Consider the following 15927-nt stretch of genomic DNA (forward strand, 5'->3'; position numbering starts at 1 on the left):
TCACGAGAAGCTAAAAATGTTCTGATGTGGTCTCTTGCAGATGCACGCATGAGGGCTGTAACATTATATTCGATCTTTGTCGTCTCTGAGATCAGACAATTCGGTTTTGGACATGGGGCCAAAGAGACTTTTTTCCTTAGCCGCGACTATCTTTTCCAATGAAACAGCCTCGGCTGAATTTAAAATAGCATTCCTGCGAATGTAATTCCTACTGGATTCTATACCTCTGCGGCTGACTATGTCCACATCGCGCCCTAATATCTGTTTGAGTTCGTCTTCCATATGGACTAGATCAAACATTGTATGTTTTGCATCTTCGCTGAAGGTGACGAGGACATCAACATCGCTGTCGGGACGAAAATCTTCTCGAAGCACCGAGCCGAACAGGGAGAACTCTCGTATTTTCCATTTTTTGCAAAACTCAACAATCATGTCTCTTGGGATATCGATGCGTGGTTTTGTATTTGACATTCTTCCATGTCTATTATTGTGATTGTTCTTTTAAATCTCTTTTCATGGGTGCAAGTGATATAATGTAACAAAATAGAAATTCGCGCCGCGCACTGCTTGCAGGGTGTGTCGGTGAGTGTCCTAAAATGGCAAAAGAAGGTTATTATTGGTGTGTTGATGAACTGCATCTCGACAAAACTGGCACAAAGAAAATTTATTTACCCAATAAATGCATGTACGTATCTATGGAAAAAACAATTACAGTTTCAGACGATATTTATAAAGGACTCCCAAAATTTAAGAGCCACAGGAGCTTTTCGGAAATTTTAGCTGGAATGATAAAGAAGAAAGGGAATCTGGAAACACTGGAAATCGGGTTCGGAAGTAGGAATATCAGGGAAAAAGAGACGCTGAAAGCAGAACTTAAAAAAGTTGAAGAGGATTTCCAGAAATGGATTTAATTCTGGACACGAGTATAATTATAGAAATTTTCGGCGGTAATCAAAGGATTCTCGAACTTTTGAGAAAATATGGAAACAAAGTGTTTGGGATAGCCTCTATAACGGAATTTGAGCTGTTTTGCGTTGATTTAAAAGAGAGAGAAATAACAATGCTTGATAGCCTTCCAGCATGTGATTTTGATAAAAAAGCAGGAAGAATTGGGGGAAATATTTTTAAGGATATGAAGAAAGCCGGAAAGATGCCTAAGATAAAGGATTTACTGATTGCTGCAACCTGCATAGCTAACAATAAGCGACTGATAACAGGCGATGGAGATTTTGAGTCTTTCAAGAAATATGGGCTGGATGTGGAGGTAATCTGAAAAGTTGTGGCAAAGAGAGATAATATTATGAAAGCGAAGAGATACGAAGCAAAAGATGAGGATGAGCTTCTCAGGTTTATCGACGAAGACCCGGACAAATTAAAAGGCTGGGAAGGTCCAATCGAGGCGCATTTGAGGTCTGTTCGCTATCCTCCGAAGAAGTCTAAAGGTAAAGTCTGCGCGGTAAATCAGTGAGCCTTTTTTTTGTTATAATTTAAACCACAGCATCAGATCCGTTAGCCTTTGCGCGCCGTGCACTTCAGCACTTCCAGCAGGCGCATCAAAAAAACAGTTTATTCATAAGTTATTATTGGAAATACCATATTCTTTATTATCGTCAAAGACATTACTTTGGGTTGGTGTATAATGTCTCTATTGGAAGATATTGAAACGCTGGATAATGGTGCAAAGTTTTACAAATGCGATTTACATATTCATACACCGGCATCTTACGATTTTACTGAGAAAACGATCACTCCCAAAGATATTATTGAAACTGCTATTAAAAAAGGATTAAAAGTAATCGCAATTACAGACCATAATACGAGTAAATGGTGCAAGGACTTGATTGAAGCAGCAAAAGGAACTGAATTATGCATATTACCCGGAGTAGAGATAACATGTTCAGACGGTATAAAAAATATTCACTTGATTGCTCTTTTTCCCAAAGATAAAAGTAAACGAATTCAGGATTTATTATCTAAAATTAAAATTAATGTAGAAGAGCAAGAAAATCCGACTGGAGAGACGCATAGCGAATACAATGTCGTCAATGTTCTTAATGTAATTAAAGAGTTAGGTGGTTTTGCAATTGCACCACATGCGGATAGCGTGAATGGTATTGCATCTGGAAAAGAGGGAATTCCCAGAGTCGACATTATAAAACACCCCGCTTTAATGAGTGTGGAAACAAAAAATGAGAAGACAAAGAAGTGTTTAGATGGTAGCGATTCTGTATATAATAGAAAATTGGCTTGTATCAGAAGTTCTGATAATCATTCACTGGATGGAATTGGCTCAGAATCGACCTTCATAAAATTAGATATGTTGGATTTTGAAGGGTTGCGTCAAGCATTCTTAGACCCCGATTCGCGTATTAGAGAAGTAGAAGAATCCATCGAATACCCATTAATTATCGGAATGATCTTCGAAGGTGGATTTTTAGACGGGCATGTGCTTCATTTTAATAAAAATTTGAATTGCTTAATTGGAAGTAGAGGAACGGGAAAATCTACGATTATAGAGCTTTTGAGGTATGCATTAAATGATTCACCAGATGAGATGCTTCAAAAGGTAGAAACCCAACGGCAAGGTTTAATAAAGTATACCCTTGGTGATGGGGGAAAGGTAACTGTATTTATAAAAACTAGTGCTGGTCAGGTATACCAAATTGAAAGGGCATTTGATGATGAAACCAAGATACTTGATGATAAAGGCAATCAAATTCAAGTTTCAGTGAACGACTTATTTAAAATTGAAGCCTATAGTCAGGAAGAAGTCGTGGAGATTGCTAAAAAACCTTCGATTCAGCTTGACATGATTGATAGCCATGCTGATATTAAAGATTTGGTGACCGAAAAAGAGACCATTAAAAAGAAATTAAAGAAAAATGCAAAAGAACTCGGTGAAGAAATTGCACAGGTAGACGAGTGGTCGACGGAAGTCGCTCAGCTAGGTATAATAAATCACCAACTTATGGTGCTGGATGAGCATGGGTTGAAAGATCGATTAAAAATTCAACGAATTTGGGAAAATGACAAAAGAATTATACAAAAAATTCGTGAAGAAATTGAAAAGGAGATTAAAAGATGCGATGATTGGTGTAGTATAGATTCAGTTGAAGTACCAGTTGCGAGTGATGAATTTGCCAATCCAAAGGTTATCGAACTTTGCCGTAATGCTCTAATAGAGGCAAAACAAAAACAAATGGCTTTAAAGAAAGAAGAATTAAAAATCTGGCAAACAACAAAAATTAATTTTGAAAAGTTTTTAATGGAATGGAATAAGAATTATACAAACCAGAAGGAAGCATATCGGGAATTGCTCAAACAATTGCAAAAAGAAGGAATTCAAGAACCTAGTAATTACTTGAAATTAGAGGATCGCAAAAAAGATTTAGAATTACTGGCAAATAGAGTTGAAGAAAAAAGAAAAAGTATAAAAAAATACGAAAGAGAAAGAAATAAACTATTAGAAGAGCTCTCTCGTAACAGTAAAAATATTTTTGGAAAAAGGCAAGAAATTGCCGAAGAAATTACTGAAAAAACTAATAATTTTGTTCAAGTTAAAATCGAACATGAAAAAGATAGAGAATTATATGAGAATTTTGTAATGGAAATGCTTAATGGATCGGGTATACGCGATACAAAAAGTAATCCTAATAAACAAAGAATAGCTTTAATTCATCCAATTGATTTAGTGAAATTTGTAAGAAATGGACAAATTGAAGAATTAGCAAAACAAGCTAGTGTAGCTAAAAATATTGCCGAGAAAGCCATATACCACTTTAAAAACAAAGAGATATTTGATTTGGAACTCCAAGATTTAAATGATAGACCAGAAATAAAATTAAAATTAGAAGATGGAACATACAAACCTATAACAAAATTATCTCCTGGTCAAAAATGTACCGCTATATTATCCATTGCAATGTTAAAGAAAGACAAACCATTAATTGTAGATCAACCAGAAGATGCAATAGATAATTCATTCATTAGGCAGCAGATTGTAGAAGGGCTTAGAGCAATAAAAAATAAACGGCAGATAATACTTGCAACGCATAATGCAAATATTCCAGTTTTGGGCGATGCAGAATTAATCATGGTTATGAAAGCTGAAGAGAATAAAGGTGAAATTGTTTGTTGTGGTGCAATTGATAGACAAGCAATAAAAGATTATGTAACATCTTTACTTGAAGGTGGAAAAGAAGCATTCACGATGAGATTAGAAAAATACGGGTTTTGAATCATGTCCACACCCCTCCTCACCAAAGTAACCCTCGCAAGCTCCGCCTCCATCCCCTTAGCCAGTGTGCCCGGCGCTGTAAAGAACAAAGCCCTCACGGCAATGGCGCAGGCTTTGGACTCAAACAGGGACAAAATAATCTCTGCCAACAAAAAAGACATTGCAGCGGCAGAGAAACTCGTCGAGGCAGGCAAGCTCTCAAAGGCTCTCATTAAAAGGCTGAAAGTTGATGATACCAAGATAGACGAGATGATAGCAGGCATCAGGGATGTCATCAAATTCGAAGACCCGGTTGGGAAAACGCTCTCGGCACTTGAATTAGACACCGGTCTTGAACTTTTCCAGGTAAGCTGCCCGATTGGACTAATCGGTGTAATATTCGAATCCCGTCCCGACGTTGTGCCGCAGATAATGTCCTTATGCCTCAAAAGCGGCAATGCCACCATCTTCAAAGGAGGAAGCGAGGCGGCTTATTCCAACAGGGCGCTCTTTGATGTGCTCGTAAACGCCATCGAGGGCATGGAAGGCATGCCAAAAGGCGCATTTGCGCTCATGGAAACGAGGGAAGAGGTTAACGAGATGCTGAAACTCGATGAGTACATAAACCTCATCATTCCAAGAGGCTCGAACGAGTTCGTGAAATACATACAGGATAATACGCGGATTCCTGTGCTGGGACACTCCTCTGGGATTTGCCATGTGTATGTGGACAGCGAGGCAGACCTGAAGAAAGCCCTCGATGTATGCTATGATGCCAAAGTCCAGTACCCTGCAGTGTGCAATGCCATGGAAACAATGCTCGTGCATAAGGATATTGCAGAAAGGTTTCTCCCTGAGATTGGGAAAAAATACCACGAGGCAGGCGTCGAGCTTCGGTGCGATGAGCGCTCATTCAAGCTTTTAAAAGATCTGGGATTCTTAAAAGCCCTACTTCATGCCACTGAAGAGGACTGGAGGACGGAGTATAACGACCTGATACTTTCCATAAAAATTGTGGATTCGCTGGATGAGGGTATAGACCATGTCAACAAATACGGCTCCCACCATACGGATGCCATTGTGACAGAGGACAAAAGTAATGCTTCAAGGTTCATCGAGCTTGTGGACTCATCCAGCGTGATGTGGAACGCTTCAACGAGATTTTCGGACGGTTACAGGTACGGGAAAGGCGCGGAGGTGGGTATCAGCACGAACAAGATACATGCCCGCGGACCCGTGGGGATGGAAGGGCTTCTGATATACAAGTACGCACTTCTGGGAAAGGGGCATAAAGTTGCGGATTATGTTGGAAAGAGTGCAAGGAAATATACACACAAAAAGCTGAATGCAAGCCTTGCAGATAAAATGGGTCAAGGATGATAATGGAGCCTCACGCTGTTGACAGGAAGGAGCTTTTCAGGGATACCAAAAGAATTGTCCTGAAGATAGGGACTTCATCCCTGACAAGGGAGGACGGAGGTTTTAACCGAAGGTTGACCGAAGACATAGCAACGCAGGTCGCGCAGCTTGGAAAGCTTGGGAAAACGGTGATTATCGTAAGCTCAGGCGCCATCGGGATCGGGGTCGAGGAGCTGAAATTGAAAGAGCGACCAAGGGAAATCCCGCTCCGGCAGGCGGCGGCAGCCGTGGGTCAGAATATCCTGATGCAGGAATGGATGGCTGCGTTCAACAAACACAACCTCAAGGTGGCGCAGATATTGTTGACCTACGAAGCCTTCTCAAACAGGATGACGTATCTCAATCTTCGAAACAGCATCTCGGCGCTGTTAGAGGCTGGAGCGATACCCATAATCAATGAGAACGACCCGATCTGCGTGCATGAGATAGAAGCCACCTTCGGGGATAATGACAGGCTCTCTGCCATGGTGGCAAGCAAGGTTGAGGCTGAGCTTCTGATTCTTTTATCCGACATCGACGGCTTATACGACAAAAACCCCAAGAAAAACGAAAATGCAAAGCTCATAAGCATTATCGAAAAAATCACGCCTGAAATAGAGAGCTATGGAGGAAGCCCGACAAGCATGAAAGGCGTTGGAGGTATGAGGACAAAGATAGAGGCGGCGAAGATAACCTCCCTGGCAGGATGCCACATGGTGATTGCAAACAGCGAGATTGATGATGTGGTTATAAGGATCATGAACGGCGAGAACATAGGGACGCTTTTCCTTGCGAAGGATGGAAAACACAAAAACAGGACGCGCTGGATAATCCTTTCAAAGGCGTCTGGAAAGCTCATCGTGGATAAAGGCGCTGAAAGAGCCATAAAAAAGAGCATGGGGCTTTTGCCTTCAGGGATTATCGAGGTAGCAGGGATGTTTGACAGGGGCGATATTATCGAGATCGAAAGCGATGGATGCGTTTTCGCAAAAGGTATCACGGATTATGCGTCTTCAGAGTTGAACAAAATCAAGGGGAAACATTCGAATATGATTGAAGGGATACTCGGATACAAGAATTACGATGAAGTTATGAGGAAGGGTAACATAGGGCTGCTGTAAAACCATTCCTTCCATTAGCAGAAAGCTTTTAAGATTCCTTGACGATACATGCAACTATGAAACACATGTATTATCAATTCCCAAAAGAACCTGAATTCGAGCGAAAATTCAATTTTAAAGCAGACCTTCCTTATGTAGTCAAAGTCATGGCAGGAATGGACGGGCAGTTCGGGAATTTCATAACAGACGGTCCGGATCGTAAGGCTACGCCAGTAAAAGCCAAAAGAAGCATAAATATTGAAATCACGGATAAAAGCATCGATTTTTATCCGCTTAATAAAAGCAACCTGAATTCCGTACTCAAGGACGTAGCTGCGGAGGGCATAATCGATTTCAAGGTTCACCTCAAATATTCTTTCCTGGATGAAAAATTTGACCGCGTCCCCTTCAAGGGAGATTCTTTTCTTGTAAGGACAGACCTTGAAAACGGCGTACTTACGATGAAGGTGCACCATATCGAAGGCATGGGAAGGACTGAATGCGAAAGAGTAGCAGATACTATTGTTGAAGAGATAGCAAGAAACGCACCCAATGTTTGAGGAACCGTTCTAAAAAGATGTTATCAGCAATGGGTTCATCAAAGTCTGACCTTATTTATACAGTTTCAATGCCTTTTCTAAGAAAAGGAAAAGAGGCGCTGAAAGAGAGTGAGCTCGTGCTTGCGCTCTCCATTGATTTGAACTGGTTCACCCCGGAGCAGGCCAAGAATGTGTTGATTCAAGCCGAGAAATCAGGAATTTTAAAAAGAGAAGGGGAGATGATATCCCCGGCATTTGATTTATCCGGGGTGGAGATACCTTCGGGATTCAAGCCTGAACCTGGCGTTTTTGAGAAAAAAACCGTGTTTGACAGGATTATCGAGCGCATTATATCGGGCACAGGCATGGAAAAGCGAAAAGTGATAGCCCTGATCAATAAAAAACAGGAAGAGCTTGCAAAGATGGTTTTAATCGAGGTCAGCGCCATTCTGGTTGCGCTGGAGAATGGAGTATTGGTGGATGACCTCATCGAAGAGGAATACGAGGCTTTGATGAATTCCTCATCTTAAACAACTTATTGGTGTTTGCTGAGGAAAATCAAAAATTAATACGTAATAATCTTAGAAAATTCATGACTTTCATAGATTTTAATATTCTATTTTAAACTACTTTATAGGTCAATTCATCTTATATCAAATTAGTTTTACCTAATTTATAAACTATTTTCTCTATTGACGATATTTTTAAATACATAGTTGAAATATGAGTTATCGGATAGGTGAACAAATCCTGTACGTAAAAATGGGTGGTAAAGTTGGCTGGTTAAGGAGATAAAACTCTAACAACTGGATTTTACTGACCATGAAAAACGTAGGGCTCAGCCGTTCCGCAGGAGCAACCCTGCCCGAAGGCACTGCAAAGTTGGCTTTAAAGATATACTTAGAGCTTGCTTGGTTTGCCTCCGGGATAAGGAAAAATTAAAGGAGAAATAAAATGAAAATAAATAAAGCCATAAAATTAGCTTTGTCCTGTGCCGTATTATTGCTTTTTATCGGGGGCAGTATTGCAGCAGCAGGGCAAACCGACATTACAGCGCAGAACAAACACACACAGCCAGGCAAGGTTATGTCCCCGGATCGTCGTTACATATATAATGAAACGGATTTTGATAACGCAGTAATTTCCAGTGGGACTATAACTGTGCCTTACACAGAGGACATCAATGAGCGGCATAAAATATCGAAAAATGCGATAAATAATTTATACAAACAATTTAAAGTGCCGCCCAATGAGATTGTGAGCCTTGAGTGTGATTTCAAAAAAGGAAACTGTACTTATGAAATCAGTAAACCGGTCGAAGGAACTGCCATAGCGTCAGGGGAGGTGCCCTCAGCGCCATCGACGCCATTTAAAGGTTGGGCAGAGAGTGCCACATATTATGATGCTGCAGGTACCACATCGTTCAATGGTCATTGGAACGTTCCAAGGGTTCCAAATAGTCAGATTGGTCAGGCAATAGCCTACTTCATAGCATTAGAACATTTTACTCCGCAGTATGGTGAGATTATTCAGCCAGTGCTTGAGTGGAACAATGGTTTTGGTCCCCAATGGGATATTGCTTCTTGGTACTGCATGAACGGTAAACAATGCCAGCGAGACGCCCACCCCAAATTAGTTAGTGTAAATGATAATATAGCTGGCTACTTAGAATATGAAGTATATCAAGGAAAGCCAATCCAGTGGTGGATATTCACGGAGGATATCACACAGGGAACCGAATCGACTTTGAATATAGAATCGTCGGGAGTATGGAACTTGAACTACATTGCACTGGAATTCACTAAATTAGAAGTAGGTGTAAATTCCTGTTCGAATTTCCCCGGCGGAGCAGATTTCACAGGTTTATCAATAAATAATGCCATACCAAGTTGGACACCTTGGATAAATTCAAGTGCAGCAGCTGTATGTCCGTCGATGGGAGTCAATATAGTATCGCCAAATGAAGTCCAACTTAAAGCCTTTCCCAATGACACCGTCGGCGTCTATCGCAGCAGCACCGGTACTTTCTATCTCAAGAACAGCAACAATGCAGGTAATACTGACATAACAGTACCGTTCGGTCCGGTCAACCCCACCAACATAATACCTCTGGCTGGAGATTGGAACGGTGACGGAATTGACACCATAGGAATTTACCAGAAAAGCACAGGAACATTCTTCCTGAAGAACAGTTTCAGTGGAGGATCAGCTGACATAACAGTACCGTTCGGTCCGGTCAACCCCACCGACATAATACCTCTGGTTGGAGATTGGAATGGTGACGGAACTACTACCATCGGTGTTTATCAGAAGAGCACAGGAACGTTCTACCTGCAGAACAGTTTCAGTGGAGGAAACGCGGACATAACCGTACCCTATGGTCCGGTGAGCCCCGCCGACATAATACCTCTGGTTGGAGATTGGAATGGTGACGGAACCACTACCATCGGTGTTTATCAGAAGAGCACCAGCACGTTCTTCCTGAAGAACAGTTTCAGTGGAGGAAACGCAGACATAACCTTCGTTTATGGCTTACCAGGTGATATACCTGTAACCGGTGACTGGAACGGACAGGGCATAACAACAGTAGGCGTCTATCGCAGTGGTGTGTTCTATCTCAGGAACAGCAACAATGCTAATGCTGACATAACCTTTGGTTATGGTGTGCCAAGTGATACACCTGTAACCGGCAACTGGGACGGAAAGTAACAGCAGCAACTATAAAACAGGAAATTAAAAAATGAAATACCAGACCGTTGCGGGACTTGTGGTAATATGGCTCGTATTAGCTACAGGTCTCGCAGAGGCTGGAACATTGACGGTCAGTCTGTCACCAAGCCTTGACGGCAATGGAACTATCAAAGCAGCGTCCATCACGAAGGCTGTACTTTCCTCAATCGATGGCGCGTTACCAGATGGCTCGTTTGTCGTCAGCAGTGGTGGATATGGTATAAAGTTTAATACTTCATATAAAAATGCAACTATTATTAATGGCACAGCAAAGTTTAATCTTAGTACAGGAGATGTCAGCAGTGGGTATTATAGTGGCTCACAATTGGAGGGGGCATCTGTGATGCGGATAAATGACCTCAACGATGATCTCATTCCAACACGCATTGATGACCCGACGAAGGATATCCACCAGTATGTGGGAGAGAAGTTGCGGGTATCTGTTATAGGCAACCTTTCAGACCCAACCTATCGAATCGAAACGTTCTCCAAAGGGCAGGGTAAGAATCCAGTAGTTAAGTGTACTGATGGCACTGGAGTGATATTTGATAGTATCTATATCATAATATCTCTGAAAACCAACCCGCAGGAACTCGAAATTAAAGCTATTCGCGACGGACTCGAAATGTCTCAGCCTGGTAACTTTTCGGGAAATATATTAATCATTAGTGCGGAGAGAATAACCAACTTTACACCAACCGCACCAACTCATCCGAGCACTTCGACCGCGATCAATCCACTCTTCTCCAAATGGGTATTCGGCCACGGCGATGATTATGGTGGAAATGACAGCAAATGCAGTAACTGCCACGGAAATCTTGACACGAAACCAGCAAGCTTCTCTGAGATCACTGTCAACAACGGTTTTTGCTTCAGGTGCCACAACGGAAAAGGCGGTGCTGACGCAGGGTTCGCAGGACAAGTCGGCTGCATGCATCCATACCCGCCACCCCCCGAATTGATGATAACACCAACCCCAACAGTCACACCGACGGCAATACCAACGACTGCAACACCAAAAACATCTGCGTTCGAAGCACTTTCGGCAATTGCGGCTTTGCTGTCAGTGCTATTAATCAAAAGAAAGTAAAATCGTTCCTTTTGGAGCTTGGGTATGCGGAGCATCCCCTGCATTGAAAAACTTTCCTATATTTTTTTCTTGAAAAGCTTAATAAACTCGTCGCACTCCTTGGTAATTTCCTTGGATGCTTTTGTTATCACTTCTATGGGGTCAGCGCCGTCCGTCCTCACAAAAAGCACAGGTTCGCTGATTGTGGGATGTTTTATGTCATACGTTGCTATTTCAACATGTTTGTTGTTCAGCAAAGCAGTCTTGAGCACATTAAGCAGGGTATGCGTCTCCCCAGCCACTCTTATATTTATTTCATTTTCTGTCTTGTTGAGTATTGTAAGTTCCATAAAATCACCTAAGACCCCATATTTAAATACGGGGACTAAATAACTCCTGTCCCGTAATCAGAGGATATTTTTCTTGTCTCCGTTCTTTCACATTTAGGACATTTAAGCCTGCCGTCATCTTTTTTCAATACAGCCCTGCAATTGCCGCAGTAAGCCTTCATGACCCCGAGTTCCTTATTTACTGTGGTGAGGCGCATGTTCCTCATGTCTATCACCCTCGCTTTTACGATGTCAAAAGGCGCAAATTCGTTGTATAATTCCTTGACATACGCATCCTTTACGTTTGAGACATGGATTGCAGCCTGCTCTGCGTTTACAATCTCCCGTTCTCCTTTTCCTTTTATCCCTGCAATCTCTACCAGGGCAACAGAATCTTTTACATCGGTAACCTGACCGATAACGATATCCCCGACCTGGAGATGGGGAGGTGTATTGGTAACAGGAGCGACTGAAATGGAACGCTCTTTGGTATTTATCCTTACGATCCCGCTGATAGATGCGTATATGTTCCCCTTATCCACGTAAGTTCCGATTTTTGGGGTGAATTCTTCTGAAGTTCCAATGAGGTCTCCGGGCAAGACTGTTGTGCCTTTTTCTTCCGGTTCTCTTGCTATTTCTTCGGGTTTCTCTAACTCTTGCGCAGTTTCCTGTATCTCTTCTTCAACTTCTTCCTCTAACTCAAGCTCGTTTTCTTCCTTTTCCTTTTTTTCTCCAATATCGCCTTTTCCGAGCTTTCTCCTCGTTGCTATTTTCTTTCTTTTAATTCTAATAACTATCCCTCTATATTTTCTCAATCCTGTATATCTCGACTTTTATGACCTGTATTTCCTTCGTATGAAACCTGAATGTTCTTTTAATAGGAAAATCGATTAATTTATGTTCTGTTATGACCGAAGGGCTAATGAATTTTTTTATGAATTCCATGCTCCCGAGGTTATGTATGGAGTAAACCACGCCGCTTACTTCGAGGGCTTTCCTCAAAAAAGGGCGGTCGCTTCCTTTCACCTGGGCGCCAAACGGTGGATTCATCACTACTGTATGCGCTTTCCCGCAGACTTTTTCTATACGGCTGCATACGAACTCGACATCCGCGCCGAGTCTCCTAGCATTTGCCCGTGCAGTCTCAAGAACATCAATATCATCATCAAAACCTATAACCTTTTCTGCTCCCAGAAGTTTTGCCCCGATCGCAAGTACTCCTGTCCCGCAGCCGAGGTCATAGACCGTATCTACAATATCGCCCCGCATAAAAGCAAAATGCAATAGTTCTGACGCTATTATTGCAGGCGTGGAGTACTGTTCCCGTTCAGGTTTCGGAGATATGAATCCTTCCACCTGTTCAAGCAGCATCTCCAGATGTTTCTTTCTCATAGTTTCTTCGCCGTGAAATGGAGCGCGGGCAGCATTGCCTCTCCGTGGACTTTCACATGGTTAAAATATTGCCTGGCTAGCATTCTAATCCCTGTCCCTCCCTGTGCTTTCTCTTTTTTTATGAGGTTCCCGAGCATTACAAGATGCGCCCTGACATACTCCTCGGGTACTCGTATGTCTCTTTTTACGATTTCAACGGTTATTTCACTGAAACCTGATGCAGAGAGCTGCCTGCTGACATCTTCGAATTCGTGCCGGAAGAGCGCGCCGGTACTTTTTAGGAGTTCATTAAAAAGAAGGCTTGATTTCTGTGCATCGTTCTGCGCTGACCATTGGAGCAACACAAAGGAAAAGCCTGAATCTTTAGCCAGTACCCTTGCAGCTTCATCGAACGCGAAGCCGAGCATCTCGGATGAGACCAGGTCAAAGTAATGATACGAAATAACTGCAGCAAAGGCAGAATTTTTAAATGGCAGAAGCGTGGGTTTTATAAGGATAGCATTTGTTAGCGGTCTTGGGGTCGTTATCCCGGAAACCGCAGAAGGTAGTTCCTCAGAAAGCATTCCTCCGAAATCAAGGACTCGCTTGTTATACTCAAGGTTTGAGCGTTTGATGAATTCCTGTCTGTCTTGTGCTGCGTAGGGCATATTTTATTGGACCAATATAAATTAGCAACATACTTATGTGAATGTAAGTATAAATAACATCTAATGTCAATTCAAAAACAAGTAATCAAACACCCCTACATCACAACCGATACAAGAATATGTAAAGGCAGCCCGATAATCGCAGGGACAAGGGTACGCGTACTTGATATAATCATTGAATACGAGTATCTTGGCTATGCTCCGGATGAAATTGTCAATGAACATACACACCTGATTCTTCCCCACGTACATGACGCCCTTTCTTTTTATTATGAGCACAGGGAAGAGTTAGATCAGGAAATCAGACTGAGAAAACAGAAAATAGAAAAATTACGTAAAAAGTTTAGTTCTTGAAGGCTTGAACGGGAAAATTCATTTCTACCCCTTCGCCACCCCGAGCGGCATTACCTTGACAACCTTACGCGCTATACCAAGCTGGTGCACTACTTCCACGACCTCGTCGCTCGGCTTGTAAACCAAGGGCGCTTCCTCTGCTATCACAGAGGGATGCGTGGCTCTTACAGATATGCCTCTGGCAGCCAATTCCTTTTGTATTGTCTCGCCGCGGAACTCCCTCAGTGCCTGTCCACGGCTTGATACCCTGCCGGCGCCGTGGCATGCGCTCCCGAACGTGAGTTCCATGGCTTTCTCTGTTCCATGCAGTACGAACGATGGCGTTCCCATGCTGCCTGGGATCAATACCGGCTGACCGACTTTCCTGTAAGCCTGTGGAATATCTGGATGCTCAGGCGGAAAAGCTCTCGTTGCTCCTTTCCTGTGCACATACACCATCTTTTTTTCCCCGTCAATGGTATGTTCTTCAAGCTTCGCAACATTATGCGCCACATCGTAGATGAGCGACATATCCAGGTCATCTATATCGCGCCTGAAAAACCGTGCAAACGCTTCCCTTACCCAGTGTGTGATGACCTGCCTGTTTGCCCAGGCATAATTGGCAGCAGCAGCCATGGCTTTAAAGTAGTTCTGTCCTTCGGTGGATTCCGCAGGCGCACATGCAAGCTGCCTGTCAGGTAGCCAAATACCGTATTTGCGGGTGGCTTGCTCAAGAATCCTGAGATGGTCTGTGCATATCTGGTGACCTGCGCCGCGCGAGCCGCAGTGGATCATGACAGTTACCTGCCCTTTATGAAGCCCGAATACCTTCGCAACATCTTCGTCGTACACATCATCCACATACTGCACCTCGAGGAAATGGTTGCCTGAGCCAAGCGTCCCGAACTGCGGTTTGCCGCGGCTTCGCGCCTTCTCGCTCACTTTCGAAGGATCAGCGCTTTTCATGTACCCGTTCTCCTCGCAGTGCTCGATATCCTCTTTTACCCCGTACCCGCTGTCCACAGCCCATTTAGCCCCGTGAAGGAATGCATCGGTAAGTTCCTTATCCGAAGCTCGAAGCTTGCTTTTTGAGCCCACTCCCGAGGGAATCTCATGGAAAAGAAGCTCTATGAGTTCTTTCATCCCGGGTCGCACCTCATCAACTGTTAGATTAGTCCTGATTATCCGTACTCCGCAGTTGATGTCGTATCCCACGCCGCCGGGGCTGATTATTCCTGTGCTCCTGTCAAAAGCCGCCACTCCCCCGATTGGAAATCCGTAGCCTGAATGTGCATCCGGCATTGCCATGGCATATTTCTGGATTCCCGGCAGGGTTGCGACATTGGCGGTCTGTTCCAGTGTTTCATGCTCGAGGCTCTGGAGTAGTTTTTGTGAAACGAAAATGCGCCCAGGTACTCGCATGCCCTGTTTATAGCTCATGGGTATGTCCCATGTGTAATCATTCACTTTTGTGAGGAGGGCTTCAACACCTTTTCTTTGTTCGGACATGGTTGTCTTTCACTTATGCTGTGTGGATTTATTAAGCTTGGCGCAATCTCTTTCAGGTATCCACAATCATCCGCACTATTTATCCAGCACCAATACGCTTGATATCTTCTGTCATCTCCCTGATATTTTCAAGCTCGGATTTGAGCTCAGAATATGCCTCTCCTGCCGACTTTGTGGCAAGAGCTCCCTGCGTTGAAGGGGCAATCAACCCCTGCTGTTCGAGAATGCGGAGAGAATATCTCACAAGATGGTCTGGTATACCGGTTTCCAGTGATAGTTTCATTATTCCGATTGGTCCTGAATCTATTACTTTTTTGAGTACGATGATGTGCCTTTTTAATAATTCAAGTTCATGCCGGACTCTTCGGGTTAGCATAATCACCAGATTAGAGTTGTAACTATGAGCATATCTAATTTAGCATGGTGAAGTAAAAGAGCAAAAAAATCTTGCGTCTCTTGGGGAATATTCACACCCCGAGAGCGCGGAATACAGTATTAATAGATGAAAAAATTACTTCTTGAACTCTGTATAGCCGCACTTGCCGCATGCGAGGCGGTTCTTGTGCTCACCGAGGAACACTCCAGGTCCGCATCGTGGACACGAGGGCTTTATCCTTTTAGCCTTACCCCCGCTTATTTCATAAAATTTATTTACTGCCATTAGA

At 43.0% G+C, this 15927-nt stretch carries 19 protein-coding genes; 11 read left to right on the forward strand and 8 right to left on the reverse strand.

The genetic code is table 11. The annotated features are described in order from the left end of the window. Positions 1 to 63 precede the first annotated feature (63 nt). Complete coding sequence (locus tag O8C68_02645; GenBank protein ID MCZ7394702.1) at positions 64 to 471, reverse strand: nucleotidyltransferase domain-containing protein; 408 nt, start codon at positions 469 to 471, stop codon at positions 64 to 66. A gap of 125 nt (positions 472 to 596) precedes the next feature. Here O8C68_02645 and O8C68_02650 point away from each other — a divergent pair, with 125 nt between their 5' ends. The 10 genes from O8C68_02650 (at position 597) to O8C68_02695 (ending at position 11073) form a co-directional block, all read left to right on the forward strand. Further along, positions 597 to 911, forward strand: coding sequence for a hypothetical protein (locus O8C68_02650; protein ID MCZ7394703.1), 315 nt, complete (start codon positions 597 to 599; stop codon positions 909 to 911). Next, a complete protein-coding gene (locus tag O8C68_02655; protein MCZ7394704.1) occupies positions 902 to 1273 on the forward strand; it encodes a type II toxin-antitoxin system VapC family toxin in 372 nt (123 codons plus the stop codon). The genes O8C68_02650 and O8C68_02655 overlap by 10 nt, the downstream gene beginning before the upstream one ends. A 27-nt stretch (positions 1274 to 1300) precedes the next feature. Beyond that, positions 1301 to 1468, forward strand: a complete 168-nt coding sequence (locus O8C68_02660; protein ID MCZ7394705.1) for a hypothetical protein — start codon at positions 1301 to 1303, stop codon at positions 1466 to 1468. Between the two features lie 180 nt (positions 1469 to 1648). Then, on the forward strand, positions 1649 to 4237 hold the full coding sequence (locus O8C68_02665) for a PHP domain-containing protein (GenBank protein ID MCZ7394706.1): 2589 nt from the start codon (positions 1649 to 1651) through the stop codon (positions 4235 to 4237). A gap of 3 nt (positions 4238 to 4240) precedes the next feature. Further along, the gene (locus tag O8C68_02670; GenBank protein ID MCZ7394707.1) at positions 4241 to 5596 is read left to right on the forward strand and encodes a glutamate-5-semialdehyde dehydrogenase; all 1356 of its coding nucleotides are present in this window, start codon (positions 4241 to 4243) and stop codon (positions 5594 to 5596) included. Then, complete coding sequence (gene proB / locus O8C68_02675) at positions 5593 to 6735, forward strand: glutamate 5-kinase (GenBank protein ID MCZ7394708.1); 1143 nt, start codon at positions 5593 to 5595, stop codon at positions 6733 to 6735. Before O8C68_02670 ends, proB begins: the two co-directional genes overlap by 4 nt. Positions 6736 to 6791: 56 nt before the next feature. Beyond that, positions 6792 to 7274, forward strand: coding sequence for a hypothetical protein (locus O8C68_02680; protein MCZ7394709.1), 483 nt, complete (start codon positions 6792 to 6794; stop codon positions 7272 to 7274). Positions 7275 to 7303: 29 nt separating this feature from the next. After that, the gene (locus O8C68_02685; protein ID MCZ7394710.1) at positions 7304 to 7783 is read left to right on the forward strand and encodes a DUF2240 family protein; all 480 of its coding nucleotides are present in this window, start codon (positions 7304 to 7306) and stop codon (positions 7781 to 7783) included. Between the two features lie 424 nt (positions 7784 to 8207). After that, a complete protein-coding gene (locus O8C68_02690) occupies positions 8208 to 9962 on the forward strand; it encodes a hypothetical protein (protein ID MCZ7394711.1) in 1755 nt (584 codons plus the stop codon). Between the two features lie 31 nt (positions 9963 to 9993). After that, positions 9994 to 11073, forward strand: coding sequence for a cytochrome c3 family protein (locus O8C68_02695; protein ID MCZ7394712.1), 1080 nt, complete (start codon positions 9994 to 9996; stop codon positions 11071 to 11073). A gap of 56 nt (positions 11074 to 11129) precedes the next feature. On the opposite strand, the gene O8C68_02700 is transcribed toward O8C68_02695, so the two are convergent. From O8C68_02700 to O8C68_02715, 4 genes are read right to left on the reverse strand one after another with little or no spacing between them, the layout of a single operon-like run. Next, positions 11130 to 11402, reverse strand: a complete 273-nt coding sequence (locus O8C68_02700; protein MCZ7394713.1) for a DNA-directed RNA polymerase subunit L — start codon at positions 11400 to 11402, stop codon at positions 11130 to 11132. 35 nt (positions 11403 to 11437) lie between these two features. Beyond that, positions 11438 to 12196 carry an exosome complex RNA-binding protein Csl4 gene (locus O8C68_02705; protein ID MCZ7394714.1) on the reverse strand — a complete coding sequence of 253 codons (759 nt, stop codon included), beginning with the start codon at positions 12194 to 12196 and terminating at the stop codon, positions 11438 to 11440. Beyond that, positions 12183 to 12773 (reverse strand): METTL5 family protein, encoded by a 591-nt coding sequence (locus O8C68_02710; GenBank protein MCZ7394715.1) that lies wholly within the window; start codon positions 12771 to 12773, stop codon positions 12183 to 12185. Before O8C68_02710 ends, O8C68_02705 begins: the two co-directional genes overlap by 14 nt. Beyond that, complete coding sequence (locus tag O8C68_02715) at positions 12770 to 13420, reverse strand: hypothetical protein (protein MCZ7394716.1); 651 nt, start codon at positions 13418 to 13420, stop codon at positions 12770 to 12772. The genes O8C68_02710 and O8C68_02715 overlap by 4 nt, the downstream gene beginning before the upstream one ends. A gap of 63 nt (positions 13421 to 13483) precedes the next feature. Here O8C68_02715 and O8C68_02720 point away from each other — a divergent pair, with 63 nt between their 5' ends. Then, on the forward strand, positions 13484 to 13774 hold the full coding sequence (locus O8C68_02720) for a DUF433 domain-containing protein (protein MCZ7394717.1): 291 nt from the start codon (positions 13484 to 13486) through the stop codon (positions 13772 to 13774). A 24-nt stretch (positions 13775 to 13798) separates the two neighbouring features. Here O8C68_02720 and O8C68_02725 read toward each other — a convergent pair whose 3' ends face one another. From O8C68_02725 to O8C68_02735, 3 genes are all read right to left on the reverse strand, one after another. Continuing rightward, positions 13799 to 15262, reverse strand: coding sequence for an RtcB family protein (locus tag O8C68_02725; protein ID MCZ7394718.1), 1464 nt, complete (start codon positions 15260 to 15262; stop codon positions 13799 to 13801). Positions 15263 to 15341: 79 nt separating this feature from the next. After that, positions 15342 to 15638 (reverse strand): hypothetical protein, encoded by a 297-nt coding sequence (locus O8C68_02730; protein ID MCZ7394719.1) that lies wholly within the window; start codon positions 15636 to 15638, stop codon positions 15342 to 15344. A 135-nt stretch (positions 15639 to 15773) separates the two neighbouring features. Then, a complete protein-coding gene (locus tag O8C68_02735; GenBank protein ID MCZ7394720.1) occupies positions 15774 to 15923 on the reverse strand; it encodes a 30S ribosomal protein S27ae in 150 nt (49 codons plus the stop codon). Positions 15924 to 15927 lie beyond the last annotated feature (4 nt).

Source organism: Candidatus Methanoperedens sp. (assembly GCA_027460525.1).
Classification (GTDB): Archaea; Halobacteriota; Methanosarcinia; order Methanosarcinales; family Methanoperedenaceae; genus Methanoperedens.

Bases quoted from the DNA above. Each gene is read 5' to 3' on its own strand.
- O8C68_02670 (MCZ7394707.1), top strand. From the start codon at position 4,241: ATGTCCACACCCCTCCTCACCAAAGTAACCCTCGCAAGCTCCGCCTCC.
- O8C68_02720 (MCZ7394717.1), top strand. From the start codon at position 13,484: ATGTCAATTCAAAAACAAGTAATCAAACACCCCTACATCACAACCGAT.
- O8C68_02655 (MCZ7394704.1), top strand. From the start codon at position 902: ATGGATTTAATTCTGGACACGAGTATAATTATAGAAATTTTCGGCGGT.
- O8C68_02735 (MCZ7394720.1), bottom strand. From the start codon at position 15,923: ATGGCAGTAAATAAATTTTATGAAATAAGCGGGGGTAAGGCTAAAAGG.
- O8C68_02680 (MCZ7394709.1), top strand. From the start codon at position 6,792: ATGAAACACATGTATTATCAATTCCCAAAAGAACCTGAATTCGAGCGA.
- O8C68_02660 (MCZ7394705.1), top strand. From the start codon at position 1,301: ATGAAAGCGAAGAGATACGAAGCAAAAGATGAGGATGAGCTTCTCAGG.
- O8C68_02730 (MCZ7394719.1), bottom strand. From the start codon at position 15,638: ATGCTAACCCGAAGAGTCCGGCATGAACTTGAATTATTAAAAAGGCAC.
- O8C68_02700 (MCZ7394713.1), bottom strand. From the start codon at position 11,402: ATGGAACTTACAATACTCAACAAGACAGAAAATGAAATAAATATAAGA.
- O8C68_02710 (MCZ7394715.1), bottom strand. From the start codon at position 12,773: ATGAGAAAGAAACATCTGGAGATGCTGCTTGAACAGGTGGAAGGATTC.
- O8C68_02690 (MCZ7394711.1), top strand. From the start codon at position 8,208: ATGAAAATAAATAAAGCCATAAAATTAGCTTTGTCCTGTGCCGTATTA.
- O8C68_02695 (MCZ7394712.1), top strand. From the start codon at position 9,994: ATGAAATACCAGACCGTTGCGGGACTTGTGGTAATATGGCTCGTATTA.
- O8C68_02685 (MCZ7394710.1), top strand. From the start codon at position 7,304: ATGGGTTCATCAAAGTCTGACCTTATTTATACAGTTTCAATGCCTTTT.
- O8C68_02645 (MCZ7394702.1), bottom strand. From the start codon at position 471: ATGTCAAATACAAAACCACGCATCGATATCCCAAGAGACATGATTGTT.
- O8C68_02715 (MCZ7394716.1), bottom strand. From the start codon at position 13,420: ATGCCCTACGCAGCACAAGACAGACAGGAATTCATCAAACGCTCAAAC.
- O8C68_02650 (MCZ7394703.1), top strand. From the start codon at position 597: ATGGCAAAAGAAGGTTATTATTGGTGTGTTGATGAACTGCATCTCGAC.
- O8C68_02725 (MCZ7394718.1), bottom strand. From the start codon at position 15,262: ATGTCCGAACAAAGAAAAGGTGTTGAAGCCCTCCTCACAAAAGTGAAT.
- proB (MCZ7394708.1), top strand. From the start codon at position 5,593: ATGATAATGGAGCCTCACGCTGTTGACAGGAAGGAGCTTTTCAGGGAT.